This window comes from Cupriavidus sp. DL-D2, from assembly GCF_039710735.1.
GTDB lineage: Bacteria > Pseudomonadota > Gammaproteobacteria > Burkholderiales > Burkholderiaceae > Cupriavidus.
The window spans coordinates 256,538-275,194 of record NZ_JBDKXK010000004.1 but is presented as its reverse complement, the minus strand read 5'-3'; the positions used below and the strand labels follow the sequence as shown (position 1 = coordinate 275,194).

Sequence of the window (18,657 nt, the reverse complement as noted above, 5' to 3'; positions counted from 1 at the left end):
CGCTCCCCATTCGCCTGTCACTCAGGTCCAACGCCCCAGCCCGACACCGTGCAGATCGGTCCGCATACCCTTCGAAACAACCTTTTTGTCGCCCCGATGGCCGGGGTGACCGACCGGCCATTCCGGCAGCTGTGCAAGCAGCTCGGGGCGGGTTACGCGGTGTCGGAGATGGTGGCGTCCAATGCACAGCTCTGGAAGAGCGAGAAGACCATGCGCCGCGCCAATCACGCCGGCGAGGTGGAACCGATCTCCGTGCAGATTGCCGGCGCGGAGCCATCGATGATGGCCGAGGCGGCCCGCTACAACGTGGATCGCGGCGCGCAGATCATCGATATCAACATGGGCTGCCCGGCGAAGAAGGTCTGCAACGTGGCGGCCGGTTCCGCGCTGCTGCAGAACGAGCCGCTCGTGGTGCGCATCGTCGAAGCCGTGGTGGGCGCCGTGGGCGACCGCGTGCCGGTTACGCTGAAGATCCGCACCGGCTGGGACCGCGAGCACAAGAATGCCCCGCGCGTGGCACGCATGGCCGAGGATGCCGGTATCAGCATGCTGACGATCCACGGCCGCACGCGCGCCGACCTGTACCACGGCGACGCCGAGTACGAGACCATCGCCGCCGTGAAGGCCGCGCTGAAGATCCCGGTGGTGGCCAACGGCGATATCACGACGCCGCAGAAAGCCAAGCATGTGCTGGCCGTGACCGGCGCCGATGCCATCATGATCGGCCGTGCCGCACAGGGCCGCCCGTGGCTGTTCCGCGAGATCGAGCACTACCTGAAGACGGGCGAACTGCTGCCATCGCCCGAGGTGGCCGAGATCCGCGCGATCATGAACCACCACCTGGAAGATCACTACGCGTTCTACGGCGAATTCACGGGCGTGCGCACCGCGCGCAAGCACATCGCCTGGTACACGCGGGGGCTGAAGGGCGCGAATCTGTTCCGGCACAAGATGAACACGCTGGAAACTACCGTCGCGCAACTGGAAGCGGTCAACGCGTTCTTCGACGAACAGGCGGCGATTTCCGATCGACTGATCTATATCGACGAGAATGCCGGTGATAGCGCGGGCGCGACGGACGAAGAAAAAGAACTGAACAACAACAAGAAACGGGAACTGCTTGCCGCATGAGCCGCAATGCCATCGACCAATGTATCCGGGACAGCCTGGATACGTACTTTCGCGACCTGGACGGCGAAGAGCCGTCCAACATGTACAACATGGTGCTGGAGGCCGTCGAGCGGCCCCTGCTGGAAGCCGTGATGCTGCGCGCCGAGCGCAACCAGTCACTGGCGGCCGCATATCTCGGCATCAACCGCAACACCCTCCGCAAGAAGTTGCAGCAACACGGATTACTTTGAAGCGTCTCCCCCAGCCATGATCAAGCAAGCACTCCTCTCCGTTTCCGACAAGACCGGCATCGTCGAATTCGCGCGTGAACTGAACGCGCTCGGCGTCACGCTGCTTTCCACCGGCGGCACCGCCAAGCTGCTGGCCGATGCCGGCCTGCCGGTCACGGAAGTGGCCGACTACACCGGCTTCCCTGAAATGCTCGACGGCCGCGTGAAGACGCTGCACCCGAAGGTCCACGGCGGCATTCTGGCCCGCCGCGACCTGCCCGAGCACATGGCTGCCCTGGCCGAGCACAAGATCCCGACGATCGACCTGCTGGTGGTGAACCTGTACCCGTTCCAGCAGACCGTGGCCAAGGATGACTGCACGCTGCCGGACGCCATCGAGAACATCGACATCGGCGGCCCGACCATGCTGCGCTCGGCGGCCAAGAACCACCGCGACGTGACCGTGATCGTCGATCCCGTCGACTACGCCGTGGTGCTCGACGAAATGCGCGCCAACGCCAACAGCGTGGGCTACGACACCAACTTCCGCCTGGCCACCAAGGTGTTCGCGCACACGGCCCAGTACGACGGCGCGATCACCAACTACCTGACCAGCCTCGGCGCCGACAAGTCGCACCAGGGCCGCAGCAGCTACCCGCAGACCCTGAACCTGGCCTTCGAGAAGGTGCAGGAAATGCGCTATGGCGAGAACCCGCACCAGTCGGCCGCCTTCTACCGCGACCTCAAGGCCGTGGACGGCGCGCTGGCCAACTACGTGCAACTGCAGGGCAAGGAACTGTCGTACAACAACATCGCCGATGCGGACGCCGCATGGGAATGCGTGAAGTCGTTCGAGTCCACCGCCGGTGCCGCGTGCGTGATCATCAAGCATGCCAACCCGTGCGGCGTGGCCATCGGCGCCAACGCGCTGGAAGCCTACGACAAGGCCTTCAAGACCGATTCGACCTCGGCCTTCGGCGGCATCATCGCCTTCAACGTGGAACTGGACGAAGCGGCTGCGCAAGCCGTGGCGAAGCAGTTCGTGGAAGTGCTGATCGCCCCGTCGTTCAGCACCGCCGCGCGCAACGTGTTCGCGGCCAAGCAGAACGTGCGCCTGCTGGAGATTCCGCTCGGCAAGGGTATGAACCAATATGACCTGAAGCGCGTGGGCGGCGGCCTGCTGGTGCAGGGTCCGGATGCGCGCAACGTGCAGCCGTCCGAACTGCGCGTTGTGACACGCCGCCATCCGACGCCGAAGGAAATGGACGATCTGATGTTCGCCTGGCGCGTCGCCAAGTTCGTGAAGTCGAACGCCATCGTGTTCTGCGGCAACGGCATGACGCTGGGCGTCGGCGCCGGCCAGATGAGCCGCGTGGACTCGGCACGTATTGCCAGCATCAAGGCACAGAACGCCGGCCTCACGCTGGCCGGTTCGGCCGTGGCATCGGACGCGTTCTTCCCGTTCCGCGACGGCCTGGACGTGGTGGTGGATGCCGGCGCCAGCGTGGTGATCCAGCCGGGCGGCTCGATGCGCGACGATGAAGTGATCGCCGCTGCAGACGAGCGCGGCATTGCGATGGTGCTGACCGGCACGCGGCATTTCCGGCATTAAGCGGAAAACCTTGGGGAAGCTGCAGAGCTGATTTCGGCTCTGCAGTCATTGAGGGCCCCGCCCTCACCCCCACCCCCTCTCCCGCGCAGCGGGAGAGGAGAGCAAACCTGCAGCACTCCCCTCCGGCGTAATCCTCTACACTACGCCCATCCCAATTCCCTCCCCCCTCCCCCGCTTCATGCGTATCCTCGGTATCGATCCCGGTTTGCGGACCACTGGCTTTGGCGTGCTGGAGAAGCACGGCAACAAGCTGGCCTATGTGGCATCGGGCACGATCCGCAGCAATGGCGACGAAAGCCTGCCGGAACGCCTGAAGACGCTCTATGACGGGATTGCCGAGGTGGCGCGTACCTATGCGCCGGACTGTGCGGCCATCGAGAAGGTGTTCGTCAACGTCAATCCACAATCGACGCTGATGCTGGGACAGGCACGCGGTGCGGCAATTTGCGGACTCGTTGGACAGGGTCTGCCGGTATTCGAGTACACCGCTCTGCAATTGAAGGTGGCCGTGGTCGGCTATGGCCGTGCCAACAAGGAGCAGGTGCAGGAAATGGTGATGCGCCTGCTGGCGCTGTCGGGACGCCCGAGCAGCGATGCGGCCGATGCGCTCGGCGTGGCAATCTGCCATGCCAACGGCAGCAACACACTCGGCACGCTGGCCAACATGGCGCCAGAACTGGCCCGCAAGGGCATGCGCGTCAGGCGCGGACGGCTGGTGGGCTGACGACGGCTCAGGCTGTCCGTCAGGCTTACAATCGGGGCCTTGACCATGCAGGAAGCCCCCGGATGTCGTCTCTCTCGTCGCTCTTCTCGCTTCGTCTTTCACTGGCCGTCGCAACTGCCGCACTGATTGCCGGTTGCGCCACGGCTCCGCAAGCACCACGCACCGTTGCCCCAGCAGCCCCCACTCCTGTCTCTCCACCTACTGCCGCCGAGCCGGCCCCGAAGCCCCTTGTCATCGGCCATCGTGGCGCCAGTGCGCTGCGGCCCGAGCACACGCTGGCCTCGTACCAGAAGGCCATCGACGATGGTGCCGACATCATCGAGCCCGATCTCGTCGCCACGAAGGATGGGGTACTGGTGGCGCGCCACGAGAACGACATCACGGGCACGACCAACGTGGCCGAACTGCCGCAGTTTGCCGACCGCCGCCGCATCAAGGTCATCGACGGCGAACGGATCGACGGCTGGTTCACCGAAGACTTCACCCTTGCCGAGTTGAAGTCGATGCGCGCGCGGGAACGCATCCCGAAGCTGCGCCCCTACAACGCCAAGCTCGACGGCCAGTTCGAAGTCCCCACGTTCGACGAGATCCTCAAACTCGTGGAACAGGCGGCTGCCCGGCGTGGCAGCCCGATTGGCATCTATCCCGAACTGAAACATCCAAGCTACTTCCGCGGCATCGGCCTGCCGCTCGAAGAAAAACTCGCCGCAGCGCTGCAGGGCAATGCCTATGCGAAGACCGCGCCGGTGTACGTGCAATCGTTCGAAGTCGGCCCGCTGCGTACGATGAAGCGATTGCTTGGCGCGTCGATGCCGAACCTCAGGGTCGTGCAGTTGATCGGCAATCCGCGCAATCGTCCCGCTGACTGGCGACTGGCGGGCGACAGCCGCACCTATGCGTCGATGCTGACGCCGCTGGGCCTGCGCGAAGTGGCCACATATGCCAACGGCATCGGCCCCGAGAAAAGCCTGGTCATTCCGCGCGACGCACAAGGCAACCTCGCCGCGCCCACGGCGCTGGTCACGCATGCGCACGCGGCCGGGCTTATCGTGCATCCCTACACGTTCCGCCCCGAGAACAGTTTCCTGCCGAAATCCCTGCGCGCGCCCGGCGGCGATGCCACGCGCAACCCGGCCGGCATGGAGCGCGAAGTACAGGCATTCGTGGCAGCCGGGGTAGATGGCTTCTTCACGGATGACCCCGCGCTGGGCCGCAAGGCCATCGACGGACGATAACCCCCGCAAGGCGCGCTACAGATACCAGATACACTTGCGGCCAATCTTTCCTTTGTACCCATCATGATCGGACGCATCGCCGGCACCCTGCTTGAGAAGAACCCCCCGCATCTGCTGGTCGACTGCCACGGCGTCGGCTACGAGATCGATGTGCCGATGAGCACGTTCTACAACCTGCCCGCCGTCGGACAGCCCGTGACGCTGCTCACGCAGCAGATCATCCGCGAGGACGCGCACCTGCTGTTCGGCTTCGGCACGGCTACCGAGCGCAACACCTTCCGCGAACTGATCAAGATCACCGGCATCGGCGCACGCATGGCGCTGGCCGTGTTGTCAGGTCTGTCAGTGCCGGAACTGGCGCAGGCGATCACGATGCAGGAAACGGGTCGGCTGACCAAGATCCCCGGCATTGGCAAGAAGACCGCCGAACGGCTGCTGCTCGAACTCAAGGGCAAGCTCGGTGCGGAGCTGGGCCACGCACCGGGCGCGACGCCGGTGTCCGACAACGCCTCCGACATCCTCAACGCACTGCTGGCGCTGGGCTACTCCGAGAAAGAGGCGGCACTGGCCGTGAAGCAGGTGCCTGCGGGCACGGGCGTGTCCGAAGGCATCAAGCTCGCGCTCAAGGCACTGTCCAAGGGTTGAGGGCCGGAATCCGCCGCGCTCGCAGCGTAGAATGGCGCCATCCCGCTTCTGACTTGCCATGATCGAAACCGATAAGCTGACCGGTGACCGCCCGCCCGAGCGCGTCATTGCCGCCACCCCCGCCTCGAAACAGGAAGAGGCGTTCGAGCGCGCCCTGCGTCCGAAGCTGCTCGACGAGTACGTGGGCCAGGAGAAAGTGCGCGGCCAGCTCGACATCTTCATGCACGCGGCCCGCAAGCGCCAGGAGGCGCTGGACCACGTGCTGCTATTCGGCCCGCCGGGACTTGGCAAGACCACGCTGGCCCACATCGTCGCCCGCGAAATGGGCGTGAACCTGCGCCAGACCTCCGGCCCGGTGCTGGAGCGTCCGGGTGACCTGGCCGCCCTGCTGACCAACCTCGAAGCCAACGACGTCCTCTTCATCGACGAAATCCATCGCCTGTCCCCGGTGGTGGAGGAAATCCTGTATCCGGCGCTCGAGGACTACCAGATCGACATCATGATCGGCGAAGGCCCTGCGGCCCGCTCCGTGAAGCTCGACCTGCAGCCGTTCACGCTGGTGGGCGCCACCACGCGCGCGGGGATGCTGACCAATCCGCTGCGCGATCGCTTTGGTATCGTGGCCCGGCTGGAGTTCTACACGCCCGAAGAACTGTCGCGCATCGTGACGCGCTCGGCGCATCTGCTCAACGCCGTGATCGAACCGGCCGGCGCACTGGAAATTGCGCGCCGCGCCCGGGGCACGCCCCGTATCGCCAACCGCCTGCTGCGCCGCGTGCGCGACTACGCCGAGGTGAAAAGCGACGGCACCATCACGCGTGAACTGGCGGATGCCGCGCTGGCGATGCTCGACGTGGACACGGTCGGCTTCGACCTGATGGACCGCAAGCTGCTGGAAGCCGTGCTGCACAAGTTCGATGGTGGCCCGGTGGGCGTGGACAACCTGGCCGCCGCCATCGGCGAGGCCCGCGACACCATCGAGGATGTGCTGGAGCCGTACATGATCCAGCAGGGATACCTGCAGCGCACGCCACGCGGACGGGTGGCCACGGCGGCGGCCTATCGCCACTTCGGGCTGTCCTCGCCCCAGTCGTCACGCGACGGCGAGATTTTCGACGCCCCCTGAGGCAGTCTTGCATGCTGCCGGGTGGGCCGGCAGCCTACTGCTGCGCGCGCAGAATCCCCCATTTAAACGTTTTCGGGAACCATTAGAAATTTTTTCGAAGTGGATTGCCCCGCTATGCCCGCTTGTCCACAATGACTGCACCCGTTTTTACAAAAACGCGCCATGCGCGATAAGGACAGTCATGAAACAGCGAGCCAGCCTTAGTCTCTCCATGCTTTCCGCCGCAGCCTGCCTGGCCTTCACCATGGCCGGTGCTGCCCACGCGCAAAAACCGTCGACGACACCCGCGCCAAACGGCATCGCCGAAGAGGCCGTGGTCAGCGGCAAGGTCGTGGAAGTCGATCCGGACGCCAAGGGCATCCTCGTGCAGGGTCCGCGCGGCAACCTGGTGGCGCTGGTGGCGGGCGACGAAGCCAAGAACATCGGCAATGTCAAGAAGGGCGATATCGTCACGCTGACACGTGCTGCCGCCGTGGTCGCCGGGGTGGAGCCAGTGGGCAGCAAGGACACGGCCCTCATGGAACAGGTGGAGCGCACCTCCCGCGCCGCCGAAGGCGGCAAACCCGGCGTGATGCGCGAGATCACCACCACGGTGACCGCCGAGATCACCAACGTGGACGCTGCCAAGCGCACCATCACCTTCCGTGGCCCGCGCGAGACCCTGCGCACCGTCAAGGTCAGGGACCCCAATATCGATCTGGCCGGCATCAAGAAGGGCCAGATGGCCAAGATCGTCGTGAAGGAAGTCGTGGCCATCACCGTCAAGTCACCGAACGCCAGCTGATCCGCATGACGTGGCGGCCGGTTGCCGCCGACGCAGCACTTGTCCCACAGAGGAGAACAGGAAAATGGATCGACGTCAGTTTGTGACCCGCGTCGCCGGGTCGGGCCTGCTTGTGGCCACCGCCGGCTTTGCCGCCGGCTGCACGACCACGGGTCCCAGCACACCCACGGATGTAGCGGCGCGGCGCAAGGAGATCGATGAAGGCGCCGACGGCGCGCTGAACCGCCTCTACGCTTCGACGAGCAGTGCGAGGGATCTCGGCAACCGGGCACAGGGCATTCTGGTATTCCCGCGCGTGCTGGCGGGTGGCCTCGTGATCGGAGGCGAGTATGGCGATGGCGCGTTGCGCAGCAAGGGCGCGACGCAGGGCTACTACCGCACGATCTCGGGCACCATCGGCCTGACGGCTGGCGGCCAGTCGCGCTCGGTCATCATCATGTTCATGACACCGGAGGCGTACAACAAGTTCGTGCAGTCCAAGGGCTGGACCATTGGCGCAGATGCCAGCGTGGCCCTGGCCAAGATCGGTGCCAATGGCACCATCGACACCGTCACCATGCAGCAGCCGGTCATCGCCTTCGTGCAGACCAACGCGGGCCTGATGTTCGATGTGTCGCTGAACGGCTCGAAGATCAGCAAGCTCGATCTCTAGCCCCGTCGCCCTGCGGGGCAGCCTTGTGCAAGCGAAATCGCCCGGCTCCGGCCGGGCGTTCTGTTTGGGCACGACCGTGGCGACGCGTTCGTGGCGCCACTGGCATAATCGCCCGACACAACCGCCAGACACGCGCCCCGCTCCCGCCCATGCCCCCATCCCCCGCCGCTCCACAGCCCGGCCCGCACACTGCCCCACATATCGGCCGGACCTATCGCTACTACGACCTCGTCATGGTGGCCTTCGTGACGGTGCTGCTGTGTTCGAACCTGATCGGGGCGGCCAAGGCCGCGCAGGTCACGCTGCCGGTGATCGGCCCCGTGACGTTCGGCGCTGGCGTGCTGTTCTTTCCCGTCTCGTACATCTTTGGCGACGTGCTGACCGAGGTGTATGGCTATGGCCGCGACCGGCGCGTGGTGTGGGCCGGCTTTGCCGCCCTGGCGTTTGCCACGTTCATGGCGTTCGTGGTGCTGCGCATGCCGGTGGCGCCATTCATGATCGACTACCAGAAGAGCCTGGAGGATGTGTTCGGCAATACCTGGCGCATCGCCCTCGGCTCGCTGATCGCCTTCTGCTGCGGCAGCTTCACCAACAGCTATGTGCTGGCCAAGATGAAGTTGTGGTCGGGCGGGCGCTGGCTGTGGACGCGCACCATCGGATCGACACTGGCCGGTGAACTGGTCGACTCCTCGCTGTTCTACGTGATTGCCTTCTACGGCATCTGGCCGCTGGAGAAAGTCATCCAGGTGGCCGTGGCGCAGTACGTGCTGAAGACGGGCTGGGAGGTGGTCATGACGCCCGTGACCTACAAGGTGGTGGCGTTCCTGAAGCGTGCCGAGAACGAGGACTGGTACGACCGGAACACCAACTTCACCCCGTTCCGCCTGAAGGTCTGAGCCCGCGTTGCCCTGGGTTTCAGGGCACGCGCCGGTCTACCTCGTCGAGCGTCAGCGCTTCCAGATGGCTGACATCGGCCCATTGCAGCACCGTCAGTGTGGCGCTGTCGCAGCGCATGCGGTTGATGCTGGCATTGAGCAGCTCATGCTCGCGCGGCGCTTCGATCGTCATGCCCGTGGCTTCGCGATAGAGGCAGTCGAGCACGCCGCCGTGCGCCACCATCGCAATCCGCTCGCCGGGGTGCCGACGGGCCAGGGCCAGCGCGATTTCCACCGCCCGATCCTGGAACTCCCGTAGCGATTCACCACCCGGCGGCGCATAGTCGGGCACGCGCGCCTGCCAGTTCGCGAAATCCTCGGGCCGCTTCTCGGCGACCTCGGCGTAGGTCATCGTCTGCAAGTCGCCGTAGTGACGTTCCCGCAGCCGCGGCTCCGTGCGCACGGTCAGTCCGAGTGCCTGCGCCAGCGGCGCCGCGGTTTCCATCGCCCGGCCCAGGTCGCTCGAATACACGGCATCGATCGGCTCGCCCGACAACGCGCCGGCCAGCGCCAGCGCCTGAGCGCGGCCCGTGTCGTTGAGCGGAATATCGACCTGGCCCTGCAAACGGCGTTCGCGGTTCCAGGCCGTCTCGCCATGGCGGATGACGATCAGGTGGGTGTAGGCCAGCGTTTGCGGGCCAGAGCTTTGCGACATGCCGATTCCTTGGGGGGGCGACGGACGGCGGTCCTGAGAATTATTTGATGAGACGCGGGTTGAGCGTGTACGTGCCGGTATAGCTGGCCTCGGCCAGCACGTGACCCTGGATAGCCTCGCGCACATCGGCGCCAGTGAACTTGCCTTCCACGGGCACGCTGTCGATATCGAGCGCATACACCGTGAACACGTAGCGATGGACGATCGCGTCGTTCCACGGCGGGCACGGGCCGTCGTAGCCGAAGTAGTCGCCCTTCATGTCGTCGTGGTTGGCAAACCAGCCCGTGTAGTCGTTCGTACCGTGGCGCAGGCCGCCAGCAGTGGCCGTACCGACCAGTGCCTCGGGTCCGGGCTTGCCGCGCGCGATCACGCCGTCGCTATGCGTACCAGCCGAGATCGTGGTCAGGCCCGGGGGGATATCGACCAGCACCCAGTGGAAGAAATCCAGGCGCGGCAACGATTCCGGCACCTCGCGGTCTTCCTGGTTCACATCGTCGCCACGGCTCGGCACGTCGGGATCGTGGGCGAGCAACACGAAAGAGCGCGTGCCTGCGGGTACGTCATCCCAATGCAAATCGGGGTTGCGGTTGGTCGACAGCGTCACGTGATTGGCCGCGTCGGGCACGCAGAACGCGAACTCGCCCGGAATGGGCGCGTTGTCGGCAAAAGCCTTGCTCCAGAGTTTCATGTGGATCTCCTTCGACTTGGATTCGTTTGGCGATCAGGTTGCAGCGGGTCAGGCACTTGCGTCCTGGCGCGTCCGCAATCTCACGCCGTAGCGGCAGGGGGTGCGCGCAGCCAGAACGTCACCGGGCCGTCATTAGTCAGGCTGACCTGCATCATCGCGCCGAATTCCCCGGTCTGGACATCGGGATGTGCGGCACGGGCGCGGGCCACGAAATGATCGTACAGGCGACGACCGTCTTCGGGCGAGGCCGCCGGCGTAAAACTCGGCCGCGTCCCACTGTTCGTGTCAGCGGCCAGCGTGAACTGGGACACCACGAGCAGTCCGCCCGCCTTGCCCTGCCCGTCAATGTTCTGCACCGGCAGGTTCATCTTGCCGGCTGCGTCGGAAAACACGCGATAGCCCAGCATCTTGGCCAACAGGCGCTCGGCCTGCGCCTCGGTGTCGCCACGCTCGGCGCACACCAGGGCCAGCAGGCCCGCACCGATCTCGCCGGTCGTCCGGCCTTCCACGGTCACGCGCGCCTGCGTCACACGCTGGATCAGGGCGATCATCGCGCCCCTCAGGCCAGCGTCACACGTGCAAAGCGGCGCTTGCCGACCTGCACCACATACGTCCCCGCCGCCACCTTGACGGATTTGTCCGCAACGGTGGCGCCGTCGATCTTCACGCCGCCCTGCTCGATATTGCGGTTTGCCTCGGAGGTAGACGGCACAAGGTTGGCCTGCTTGAGCAACTGGGCGATGGCCATCGGCGCACCTTCCAGGCTCACGGCCGGAATGTCGTCCGGAATACCGCCACGGGCGCGATGGTTGAATGCTTCCAGCGCGCTCTCGGCATCAGCCTGGCTGTGGAAACGCGCCACGATCTCTTGCGCCAGCAGCACCTTGCAATCGCGCGGATTGCGGCCCGCGGCGATTTCCTGCTTCATCAGGTCGATCTCGGCCAGCGGGCGGAACGACAGCAACGTGAAGTATTGCCACATCAAGTCGTCCGAGATGCTCATGAGCTTGCCGAACATCTCGTTCGGCGCTTCGGTCACGCCGATGTAGTTGTTCTTGGACTTCGACATCTTCTCGACGCCGTCCAGTCCTACCAGCAGCGGCATGGTCAGGATGCACTGCGATTCCTGCCCGTACTCCTTCTGCAATTCGCGACCTACCAGCAGGTTGAACTTCTGGTCCGTGCCGCCCATCTCCAGGTCCGCCTTCAGTGCCACCGAGTCGTAGCCCTGCATCAGCGGATACAGGAACTCGTGGACCGAAATCGGCACACCGGAACGGAAACGCTTGGTGAAATCGTCGCGCTCCATCATGCGCGCCACGGTGTACTTGGCAGCGAGCTGGATCATGCCGCGTGCGCCCAGCGGATCACACCACTCGCTGTTGTAGCGGATTTCCGTTTTCGCGGGATCGAGTACCAGGCTGGCCTGCTTGTAGTAGGTGGTGGCGTTGGCCTCGATCTGCTCGCGGGTCAGCGGCGGCCGCGTGGAATTGCGCCCCGAGGGATCGCCAATCGTCGACGTGAAATCACCGATGAGAAAGATCACCTGGTGCCCCAGGTCCTGCAACTGGCGCAGTTTGTTCAGCACCACGGTATGGCCCAGGTGGATGTCAGGCGCGGTGGGGTCGAGTCCCAGCTTGATGCGCAGCGGCACACCAGTGGCCTCGCTCCGGGCCAGCTTCTGGAGCCATTCGGCCTCGACCAGAAGCTCGTCGCAGCCGCGCTTGGTGATCTCCAGTGCGCGCATCACGGACGGCGTAAGTGGATAGTTGGCCACGGCGGCCGGCTTCACTTCAGTCATGGGTAAGTCTTTGAAATCTTTAGGAAAAAGGCTACGGATGACAGATTTTCATCTGATATACTTCGCAGCTTCTCGTCCGACAACAGTCGTCGGCGGTCACCCGGAAGGGTGGCAAACAGACAATACCCGCACCGCACCTCGGGGGAGGATGGCAGACGAAACAAATCGTCGCGGTAGGGCCTGCCAATTCGGAAAGCTTGAATTCTACGTGATGTGGTCTAATCTCCGCGATGTTTTCGCGCGGCAACTGGTAGTCCTGGTTGACCCGACGAATCCCCAGCATACGCGCCGCCGCAAGCAGTTGACCGTCGCCGTCGGCACGGTTTTTACGCTTGGCATGGCGGCGGCGATGGGCGTTGCCCCCCGCAACGCATTCGATGATCCGCTCGCCCCGCGAGTCGAACATACCCTGCGCATGCCCGACGTGCATGAGCAACTCGAACAGCTGACCGAGGCGAGCGACGCGGGCGTCTACGTACAGCAGGAACGCATGCAGCGCGGCGATACCATCGGCTCCCTGCTGCGCCGGCTCGGCGTGGACGATCCCGATGCGCAAGCGTTTATCGTCAAGAACCCTACCGCCCGCAGCCTGTTCGACCTGAACCCCGGCCAGGCGGTGCAGGCCGAGATCGACAGCAGCAATCTGCTGGTTTCGCTGCAAGCCAACCTCGGCGGCGACGCAGGCAGTTCGCGCGAACTCGTGATCGAGCGCGTGGCGCCTAAAAAGGAAGGCGGCGATTTCACGTACAAGGCGCGCATCGAGGCAGTCGACAACGACCTGCACTACGAAATGGCGTCCGGCGCAATCGACGCCACCGGTTTCTTCAAGTCGATGGACAGCGCGAGCGTGCCTGACGAAGTGGTCAACCAGATGATCTCGATCTTCTCGGGTGTCATCGACTTCCACCACGACATCGCCCGTGGCGACCGTTTCCGCATCGTCTACGAAGCCGGCTTCCGCGATGGCGCATTCGTTCGCAATGGCCGTGTCGTGGCCATCGAACTGATCAACCGCAACACGCTGTACCAGGCACTCTGGTACGCACCGAAGGACGGTACGCCGGGCGCCTACTACACGTTCGATGGGCGCAGCATGAAGCGTCCGTTCCTGCGTTCGCCAGTAGAGTTCTCGCGCGTATCGTCAGGGTTCGGCGGGCGCGACCACCCGCTTCACCATCAGTGGAAGCAGCACAAGGGCGTGGATTTCGCCGCGCCGCAGGGCACCAAGGTGATCGCCACGGCCGATGCCACGGTGGAGTTCGCCGGGCAGCAGAACGGCTACGGCAACATCGTCGTGCTCAAGCATGCCAACGGCTACTCGACCTTTTATGCGCACCTGTCGCGCTTTGCCGGACTACGCGAAGGCCAGCATGTGTCGCAAGGCCAACTGATCGGCTATGTCGGTTCGACGGGCTGGGCCACTGGGCCGCACCTGCACTATGAGTTCCGCTACAACGACGTTCCGCAGAATCCGCTGACGACGACGTTGATGGAAGCGCCGACCCTGACCGGCAAGTCGCGCGCGGACTTCCTGACCTACACCAGTGCCACGCTGAGCCGCATCAACATGCTCCGCACCTACAATGTACTGACCGCCAGCAACTGAGCTTCGACCGAAACCGATATCCATGCCCCCGGTGCCTACTGATTGTTTCATTGGCCTGATGTCAGGCACCAGCATGGACGGCGCGGACGGCGTCCTCGTCGATTTCACGGCGGCGCAGCCGGTGGTGCTGGCTGCGGCTCACCTGCCATTCCCGGACAGCCTGCGTGAAGCCTTCGCAGCGCTGCAACAACCTGGCGAAGACGAGATTCATCGTGAAGCCATGGCCGCCAATGGTCTGGCGCGCGTCTACGCTGCGTGCGTGGAAGCCTTGTTGCGTGAGTCCGATATCAACGCCAGCCAGGTGGTTGCGATCGGCGCACACGGCCAGACCGTCCGGCATCGTCCCGGACTCTATGACGGAACGGGCTACACCCGACAGACCCAACATCCTGCCCTGCTGGCGGAACTGACCGACATCGATGTCGTCGCGGATTTCCGCAGTCGCGATATCGCCGCAGGAGGACAAGGTGCACCGCTCGTTCCCGCCGTCCACGCGGCGCTATTTGGCGCGCGCGACGAGACCCGCGTGGTCTGCAATATCGGGGGCATCTCGAATATCAGCATCCTGCCCGCCGCGAATACCGGCCGGCCTGTGACCGGCTTCGACTGCGGACCGGGCAATGCACTGCTCGATGACTGGGTGCAACGTCATCGCGGCGAGCCATTCGACGATCGCGGCGCCTGGGGTGCCACAGGCAGCGTCGACGAGGCGCTGCTGACGCGACTGCTGACCGAACCCTATTTCCACGCCCCGCCACCCAAGAGTACCGGCCGCGACCTGTTCCACCCGGGCTGGCTGCAGGCGGTGCTGGAAAGCCTGCCAAGCCCGCTGCCGGCGGCCGATGTGCAAGCCACGCTGGCCACGCTGACGGCTACGGCTATTGCGCGTGACGTGCAGACTTGCGCGCCAGATGCCCAACGGCTGATTGTTTGTGGTGGCGGTGCGTACAACGAGGCGTTGCTCGGCAATCTTGGACAGCTACTGCCGGGCGTGACGGTGGAGACTTCGGACGCGTATGGCGTGCCGGTTTCCCAGGTGGAAGCGCTGGCGTTTGCATGGTTCGCCCGCCAGTGCGTGCACCGTGCGCCCGGCAATGTACCGACCGTGACGGGGGCAGCCGGACCGCGCGTGTTGGGCGCGATCTATCCGCGCTGAGCGCGTCAGGGGTTCTGCGGAAGAAAAAAGCGCACCGTAGGGTGCGCTTTTTTTTATGGCGAGACGTCTGGCGTCAGACCGAGAACGACGAGCCGCAACCACAGGTGGTCGAGGCATTCGGGTTCTTGATCACGAACTGGGCGCCGTTGATGTCTTCCTTGTAGTCGATCTCGGCGCCAATCAGGTACTGGTAGCTCATCGAGTCGATCAACAGGGTGACACCGTTCTTGTTCATCTGGGTGTCGTCTTCATTCACGTCTTCGTCGAACGTGAAGCCATACTGGAAGCCGGAGCAACCGCCGCCCTGCACGAACACGCGCAGCTTCAATTCGGCGTTGCCCTCTTCCTCGATCAATTGCTTGACCTTGTCGGCCGCGCTGTCAGTAAAGACGAACGGTGCCGGCACATCTTCGGTAACGGGTGCCTCTGCGACTGCGTTCATGGGGAATTCTCCTGGTTAGGTACGCCCGTATTCTAAGCGCTACTCTGAAATCGTGCCGAAACCCCTTGATTTCAAGGGCCTCTGCGTCGGGATTGCCGGGCCGCGTCAGGCCACTTTCTCAACCTTTTCCAGCTTTTCACCGGCTTCGGAAGCCTCTTCCGTCACGTTTTCCACGGTTGGGACATCTGCCACGATCTCCACGACAGTGGCTTCGACATCCACATCGGTCTCTGCGGGCGGGACGTGATTGGGCAATGCACGCACTTCTGTCTGCACCAGCGGGATCAGACGCCCTTCGACGAGCGCCCCCTGCTGCATCTCAAGCGCCGCATAGCGCACCTCGCCATGGACCCGGGCCTGCGCTTGCAGTTCGAGCAGTTCCGTCGCATGGACCGGCCCGTTCACTGTGCCGTTCAGGACCAGATGCTCGACGCGGATTTCGCCCTCGACCACACCTTTCTCGGTGATCACGAGCATGCTGGACTTGCCTTCCACAGCGATGATGTTGCCGCGCACGCGGCCATCCAGACGCAAACCGCCGGAGAACGCCACATCGCCCTCGATGGTGGTGTCCGGCCCGATCAATGTATCGATGGACAGGCCCTTCTTCTTGGAAAACAGCATGTATCTACTCCCTTTTCATGCAGCGTCTGGATGCAAGCCCGTGATTGTATCGCCGCATGAACGGCATGCGGATGAAATGCTTTAAGCACGGATATGCGCAACGCTGAATGTGACAAGTCCTTGATCTGAAATGTCATGGCAAAAAAAAACCGCACGATGAACCGTGCGGTCTTTTTCGGGCCTTGCCAGATCCGGCGGGCCGGACCAGGCAGAAGCACATTAACGCTTCGAGAATTGCTTCCGACGACGCGCCTTGTGCAGACCAACCTTCTTACGCTCGACTTCACGTGCGTCACGCGTAACGTAGCCAGCCTTCGACAGGGCCGACTTCAGCGTGGCGTCGTAATCGATCAGCGCGCGGGTGATGCCGTGGCGAACAGCACCGGCCTGGCCGGTTTCACCACCACCGGTCACGTTGACCTTGATGTCGAACGTTTCGGCGTGAGCCGTCAGTTCCAGCGGCTGGCGCACGATCATCAGCGAGGTTTCGCGAGCGAAATACTCGTTGATGGGCTTGCCGTTGACGACAATAGCGCCCTTGCCCGACTTGATGAAGACACGTGCCACGGCGCTCTTGCGGCGGCCAGTACCGTAATTCCAATTACCGATCATGGATGGCCCCCTTAGATTTCCAGCACCTTGGGCTGCTGTGCGCTATGCGGATGCTCGGCTTCGGCGTAAACCTTCAGCTTCTTGATCATCGCGTAGCCCAGCGGACCCTTCGGCAGCATGCCCTTGACAGCCTTTTCCAGGGCACGGCCCGGGAAACGCTGCTGCATCTTGCCGAACGTCGTTTCGTAGATACCGCCCGGGTAACCCGAATGGCGATAGTACTTCTTGTCCTGTTCCTTGGTACCCGTCACGCGCAGTTTGGCTGCATTGACGATGATGATGAAATCACCGGTGTCGACGTGAGGAGTAAATTCTGGCTTGTGCTTGCCGCGCAGTCGGCGTGCCACTTCGCTGGCAACACGGCCGAGGACTTTGTCCGTCGCGTCAATCACGTACCAGTCGCGCTTTACCTCTGCAGGCTTGGCGGAAAAGGTCTTCATGATTTTTCCTGATTAGAAAATCTGCCCGGTATGACGGTCGCCGTTTTAGCGTCCTGTCGTCGGTCGGCCCTTGGGACCTGACCTTCCTGCTTGTTCTCTGCAGGCTCTCCCTGATTTTTTCCGGGGGCAATGACCGGAAAGCCGACGATTATAAGCGGCTACGGCGCCATCGCACAAGCAAAGTTGCCGGATTTCGTCAAGTCTTTGCCGGCTGGCAGCATGACAAGCGCCGAGTTGTTCACTGGCGCACCGTGGCGGCCCTTGCAAAGGGCGAAAAAAAACCCAAGTCTATCGGACTTGGGTTTGAATCCACCAAAGGAGGAGGGTGGAGGAGACACCGGGCGATCGACGGGGCCGGTCATTGCGGTGGTGCGGCGAGCGATCCGGGCCGGAACCTCTTTCGCTTTCGCACTCTGCGCGCTCTTCGTGCGCCGTCGTTCGATGGATTGGATTATACATATGGCCCCTTGCAAGGCAAGAAAATTTACACTACGAAATTCAATTCCATAATATGGAATGTACAATACACCTCTTTAAAAGAACGTTATTTCTTTTAAATCAATAGCTTATCCATACAAAGCGAGTCTTTGATCGACACCACACTAGAGGAAACCCTCGGATTTTTAGGGGAAATCCCGTAGGGGAAGGCGCCCGCGGAGTTGGCCTATACTCGCGAAATGCAAGTCATGAGATGCCCTGCGTGCGAGCGAAATCAGGACATCAACGAATCGAGGAACGAAAAAAATGGAATGCAAAGTGACATGGTCGGGCCCGGAGGGCATGAGCTTCATCGCCCAGACCGGCAGCGGCCATCTGGTGGCCATGGACGGCGCACCGGACGGTGGCGGCAACAACCTGGCGCCGCGTCCAATGGAGATGGTGCTGCTGGGCACTGGCGGCTGCACCGCCTATGACGTGGTGCTGATCCTGAAGCGTGGCCGCCAGGATATTCGCGGCTGCTCGGTCAAGCTGGAAGCCGAGCGCGCCGATACCGATCCGAAGGTGTTCACGAAGATCAACTTCCACTTCACGGTAACCGGCAAGGGCCTGGACCCCGCCAAGGTGGAGCGTGCCATCGAGCTGTCGCACGAGAAGTACTGCTCGGCATCGATCATGCTGGCGAAGACTGCCGAGATCACGCATACCACCGAGATCGTCGAAGGCTGACGTTTCCACGCTCACGCCAAAGCAAAACGCCCGGCGGTGCAGAAGCACGCCGGGCGTTCTCAAATCCGAAGCAAAGCAGGCCGATAAGCCGGATTCTGTGCATGCCGACCGCCCTTGCGGGCACTCTGCATGTGACAACCATTCCTCTAGACCGGCCGTTACCGGACGGTTCCAGCTCCCTACCCGCAGACTCAGCGGGCCGCCTCAACGTCTGCCTATTTGGGATTGCTCCAGGTGGAGGTTACCGCGTTTCACCCTTCCCGCCGACCGAAGCCAGCGGCAAGACTCGTCTCTGTGGCCCTATTCCGCACGTTACCGTGGATGGCTGTTAGCCAACACCCTGCCCTGTGGAGTCCGGACTTTCCTCCCCTTGCCCCTTGCGGGAACAAGCAGCGATTGTCTGGCCTGCTTTG

21 protein-coding genes and 1 other RNA gene are annotated in these 18,657 nt (G+C 63.3%); 13 read left to right on the top strand and 9 right to left on the bottom strand.

The genetic code is table 11. From position 1 onward, the window contains the following. Positions 1–48: 48 nt before the first annotated feature. From dusB to ABDB81_RS04140, 10 genes are all read left to right on the top strand, one after another. Positions 49–1,131, top strand: coding sequence for a tRNA dihydrouridine synthase DusB (gene dusB / locus ABDB81_RS04185; protein WP_160471458.1), 1,083 nt, complete (start codon positions 49–51; stop codon positions 1,129–1,131). Continuing rightward, entirely contained in the window at positions 1,128–1,361 is a 234-nt protein-coding gene (locus ABDB81_RS04180) for a Fis family transcriptional regulator (RefSeq protein WP_066739474.1), read from the top strand. The genes dusB and ABDB81_RS04180 overlap by 4 nt, the downstream gene beginning before the upstream one ends. A gap of 16 nt (positions 1,362–1,377) precedes the next feature. Then, positions 1,378–2,952: a bifunctional phosphoribosylaminoimidazolecarboxamide formyltransferase/IMP cyclohydrolase gene (gene purH / locus ABDB81_RS04175; protein ID WP_346809887.1), complete on the top strand. Its 1,575-nt coding sequence runs from the start codon at positions 1,378–1,380 to the stop codon at positions 2,950–2,952. A gap of 178 nt (positions 2,953–3,130) precedes the next feature. Beyond that, positions 3,131–3,676: a crossover junction endodeoxyribonuclease RuvC gene (gene ruvC, locus ABDB81_RS04170; protein WP_137924942.1), complete on the top strand. Its 546-nt coding sequence runs from the start codon at positions 3,131–3,133 to the stop codon at positions 3,674–3,676. Positions 3,677–3,738: 62 nt separating this feature from the next. Next, complete coding sequence (locus tag ABDB81_RS04165) at positions 3,739–4,911, top strand: glycerophosphodiester phosphodiesterase (RefSeq protein ID WP_137924941.1); 1,173 nt, start codon at positions 3,739–3,741, stop codon at positions 4,909–4,911. Positions 4,912–4,974: 63 nt separating this feature from the next. Further along, positions 4,975–5,556 carry a Holliday junction branch migration protein RuvA gene (ruvA, locus tag ABDB81_RS04160; RefSeq protein ID WP_160471453.1) on the top strand — a complete coding sequence of 194 codons (582 nt, stop codon included), beginning with the start codon at positions 4,975–4,977 and terminating at the stop codon, positions 5,554–5,556. A gap of 58 nt (positions 5,557–5,614) precedes the next feature. Further along, on the top strand, positions 5,615–6,682 hold the full coding sequence (gene ruvB, locus ABDB81_RS04155) for a Holliday junction branch migration DNA helicase RuvB (protein WP_346809884.1): 1,068 nt from the start codon (positions 5,615–5,617) through the stop codon (positions 6,680–6,682). A gap of 181 nt (positions 6,683–6,863) precedes the next feature. Next, positions 6,864–7,466 (top strand): hypothetical protein, encoded by a 603-nt coding sequence (locus ABDB81_RS04150; protein WP_346809882.1) that lies wholly within the window; start codon positions 6,864–6,866, stop codon positions 7,464–7,466. A 64-nt stretch (positions 7,467–7,530) separates the two neighbouring features. After that, the gene (locus ABDB81_RS04145) at positions 7,531–8,118 is read left to right on the top strand and encodes a YSC84-related protein (RefSeq protein WP_137924937.1); all 588 of its coding nucleotides are present in this window, start codon (positions 7,531–7,533) and stop codon (positions 8,116–8,118) included. Between the two features lie 149 nt (positions 8,119–8,267). Further along, positions 8,268–9,014 carry a queuosine precursor transporter gene (locus ABDB81_RS04140; protein WP_160471451.1) on the top strand — a complete coding sequence of 249 codons (747 nt, stop codon included), beginning with the start codon at positions 8,268–8,270 and terminating at the stop codon, positions 9,012–9,014. Between the two features lie 19 nt (positions 9,015–9,033). On the opposite strand, the gene ABDB81_RS04135 is transcribed toward ABDB81_RS04140, so the two are convergent. From ABDB81_RS04135 to tyrS, 4 genes are all read right to left on the bottom strand, one after another. Beyond that, entirely contained in the window at positions 9,034–9,708 is a 675-nt protein-coding gene (locus ABDB81_RS04135; protein WP_137924141.1) for a histidine phosphatase family protein, read from the bottom strand. Between the two features lie 40 nt (positions 9,709–9,748). Beyond that, a complete protein-coding gene (locus ABDB81_RS04130) occupies positions 9,749–10,396 on the bottom strand; it encodes a YbhB/YbcL family Raf kinase inhibitor-like protein (protein WP_137924140.1) in 648 nt (215 codons plus the stop codon). Between the two features lie 80 nt (positions 10,397–10,476). After that, on the bottom strand, positions 10,477–10,947 hold the full coding sequence (gene dtd, locus ABDB81_RS04125) for a D-aminoacyl-tRNA deacylase (RefSeq protein ID WP_160471449.1): 471 nt from the start codon (positions 10,945–10,947) through the stop codon (positions 10,477–10,479). Positions 10,948–10,955: 8 nt separating this feature from the next. Beyond that, positions 10,956–12,197, bottom strand: a complete 1,242-nt coding sequence (tyrS, locus tag ABDB81_RS04120) for a tyrosine--tRNA ligase (RefSeq protein ID WP_137924138.1) — start codon at positions 12,195–12,197, stop codon at positions 10,956–10,958. 211 nt (positions 12,198–12,408) lie between these two features. Here tyrS and ABDB81_RS04115 point away from each other — a divergent pair, with 211 nt between their 5' ends. Continuing rightward, positions 12,409–13,803, top strand: a complete 1,395-nt coding sequence (locus tag ABDB81_RS04115; RefSeq protein WP_137924137.1) for a M23 family metallopeptidase — start codon at positions 12,409–12,411, stop codon at positions 13,801–13,803. A gap of 22 nt (positions 13,804–13,825) precedes the next feature. Beyond that, positions 13,826–14,959: an anhydro-N-acetylmuramic acid kinase gene (locus tag ABDB81_RS04110; RefSeq protein ID WP_346809878.1), complete on the top strand. Its 1,134-nt coding sequence runs from the start codon at positions 13,826–13,828 to the stop codon at positions 14,957–14,959. A gap of 73 nt (positions 14,960–15,032) precedes the next feature. On the opposite strand, the gene erpA is transcribed toward ABDB81_RS04110, so the two are convergent. The 4 genes from erpA to rplM all read right to left on the bottom strand — a co-directional run bounded on the left by erpA (position 15,033) and on the right by rplM (position 17,077). Further along, on the bottom strand, positions 15,033–15,401 hold the full coding sequence (erpA, locus tag ABDB81_RS04105) for an iron-sulfur cluster insertion protein ErpA (protein WP_137924135.1): 369 nt from the start codon (positions 15,399–15,401) through the stop codon (positions 15,033–15,035). 105 nt (positions 15,402–15,506) lie between these two features. Further along, on the bottom strand, positions 15,507–16,025 hold the full coding sequence (locus ABDB81_RS04100; RefSeq protein WP_346809876.1) for a polymer-forming cytoskeletal protein: 519 nt from the start codon (positions 16,023–16,025) through the stop codon (positions 15,507–15,509). A gap of 219 nt (positions 16,026–16,244) precedes the next feature. Next, positions 16,245–16,637, bottom strand: coding sequence for a 30S ribosomal protein S9 (gene rpsI, locus ABDB81_RS04095; protein ID WP_137924133.1), 393 nt, complete (start codon positions 16,635–16,637; stop codon positions 16,245–16,247). A gap of 11 nt (positions 16,638–16,648) precedes the next feature. Next, a complete protein-coding gene (gene rplM, locus ABDB81_RS04090) occupies positions 16,649–17,077 on the bottom strand; it encodes a 50S ribosomal protein L13 (RefSeq protein ID WP_008646003.1) in 429 nt (142 codons plus the stop codon). A gap of 744 nt (positions 17,078–17,821) precedes the next feature. Here rplM and ABDB81_RS04085 point away from each other — a divergent pair. Further along, a complete protein-coding gene (locus tag ABDB81_RS04085) occupies positions 17,822–18,244 on the top strand; it encodes an OsmC family protein (RefSeq protein ID WP_137924132.1) in 423 nt (140 codons plus the stop codon). 68 nt (positions 18,245–18,312) lie between these two features. Here ABDB81_RS04085 and rnpB read toward each other — a convergent pair. Then, positions 18,313–18,656, bottom strand: an RNA gene (gene rnpB / locus ABDB81_RS04080) — RNase P RNA component class A. Position 18,657: the final 1 nt, after the last annotated feature.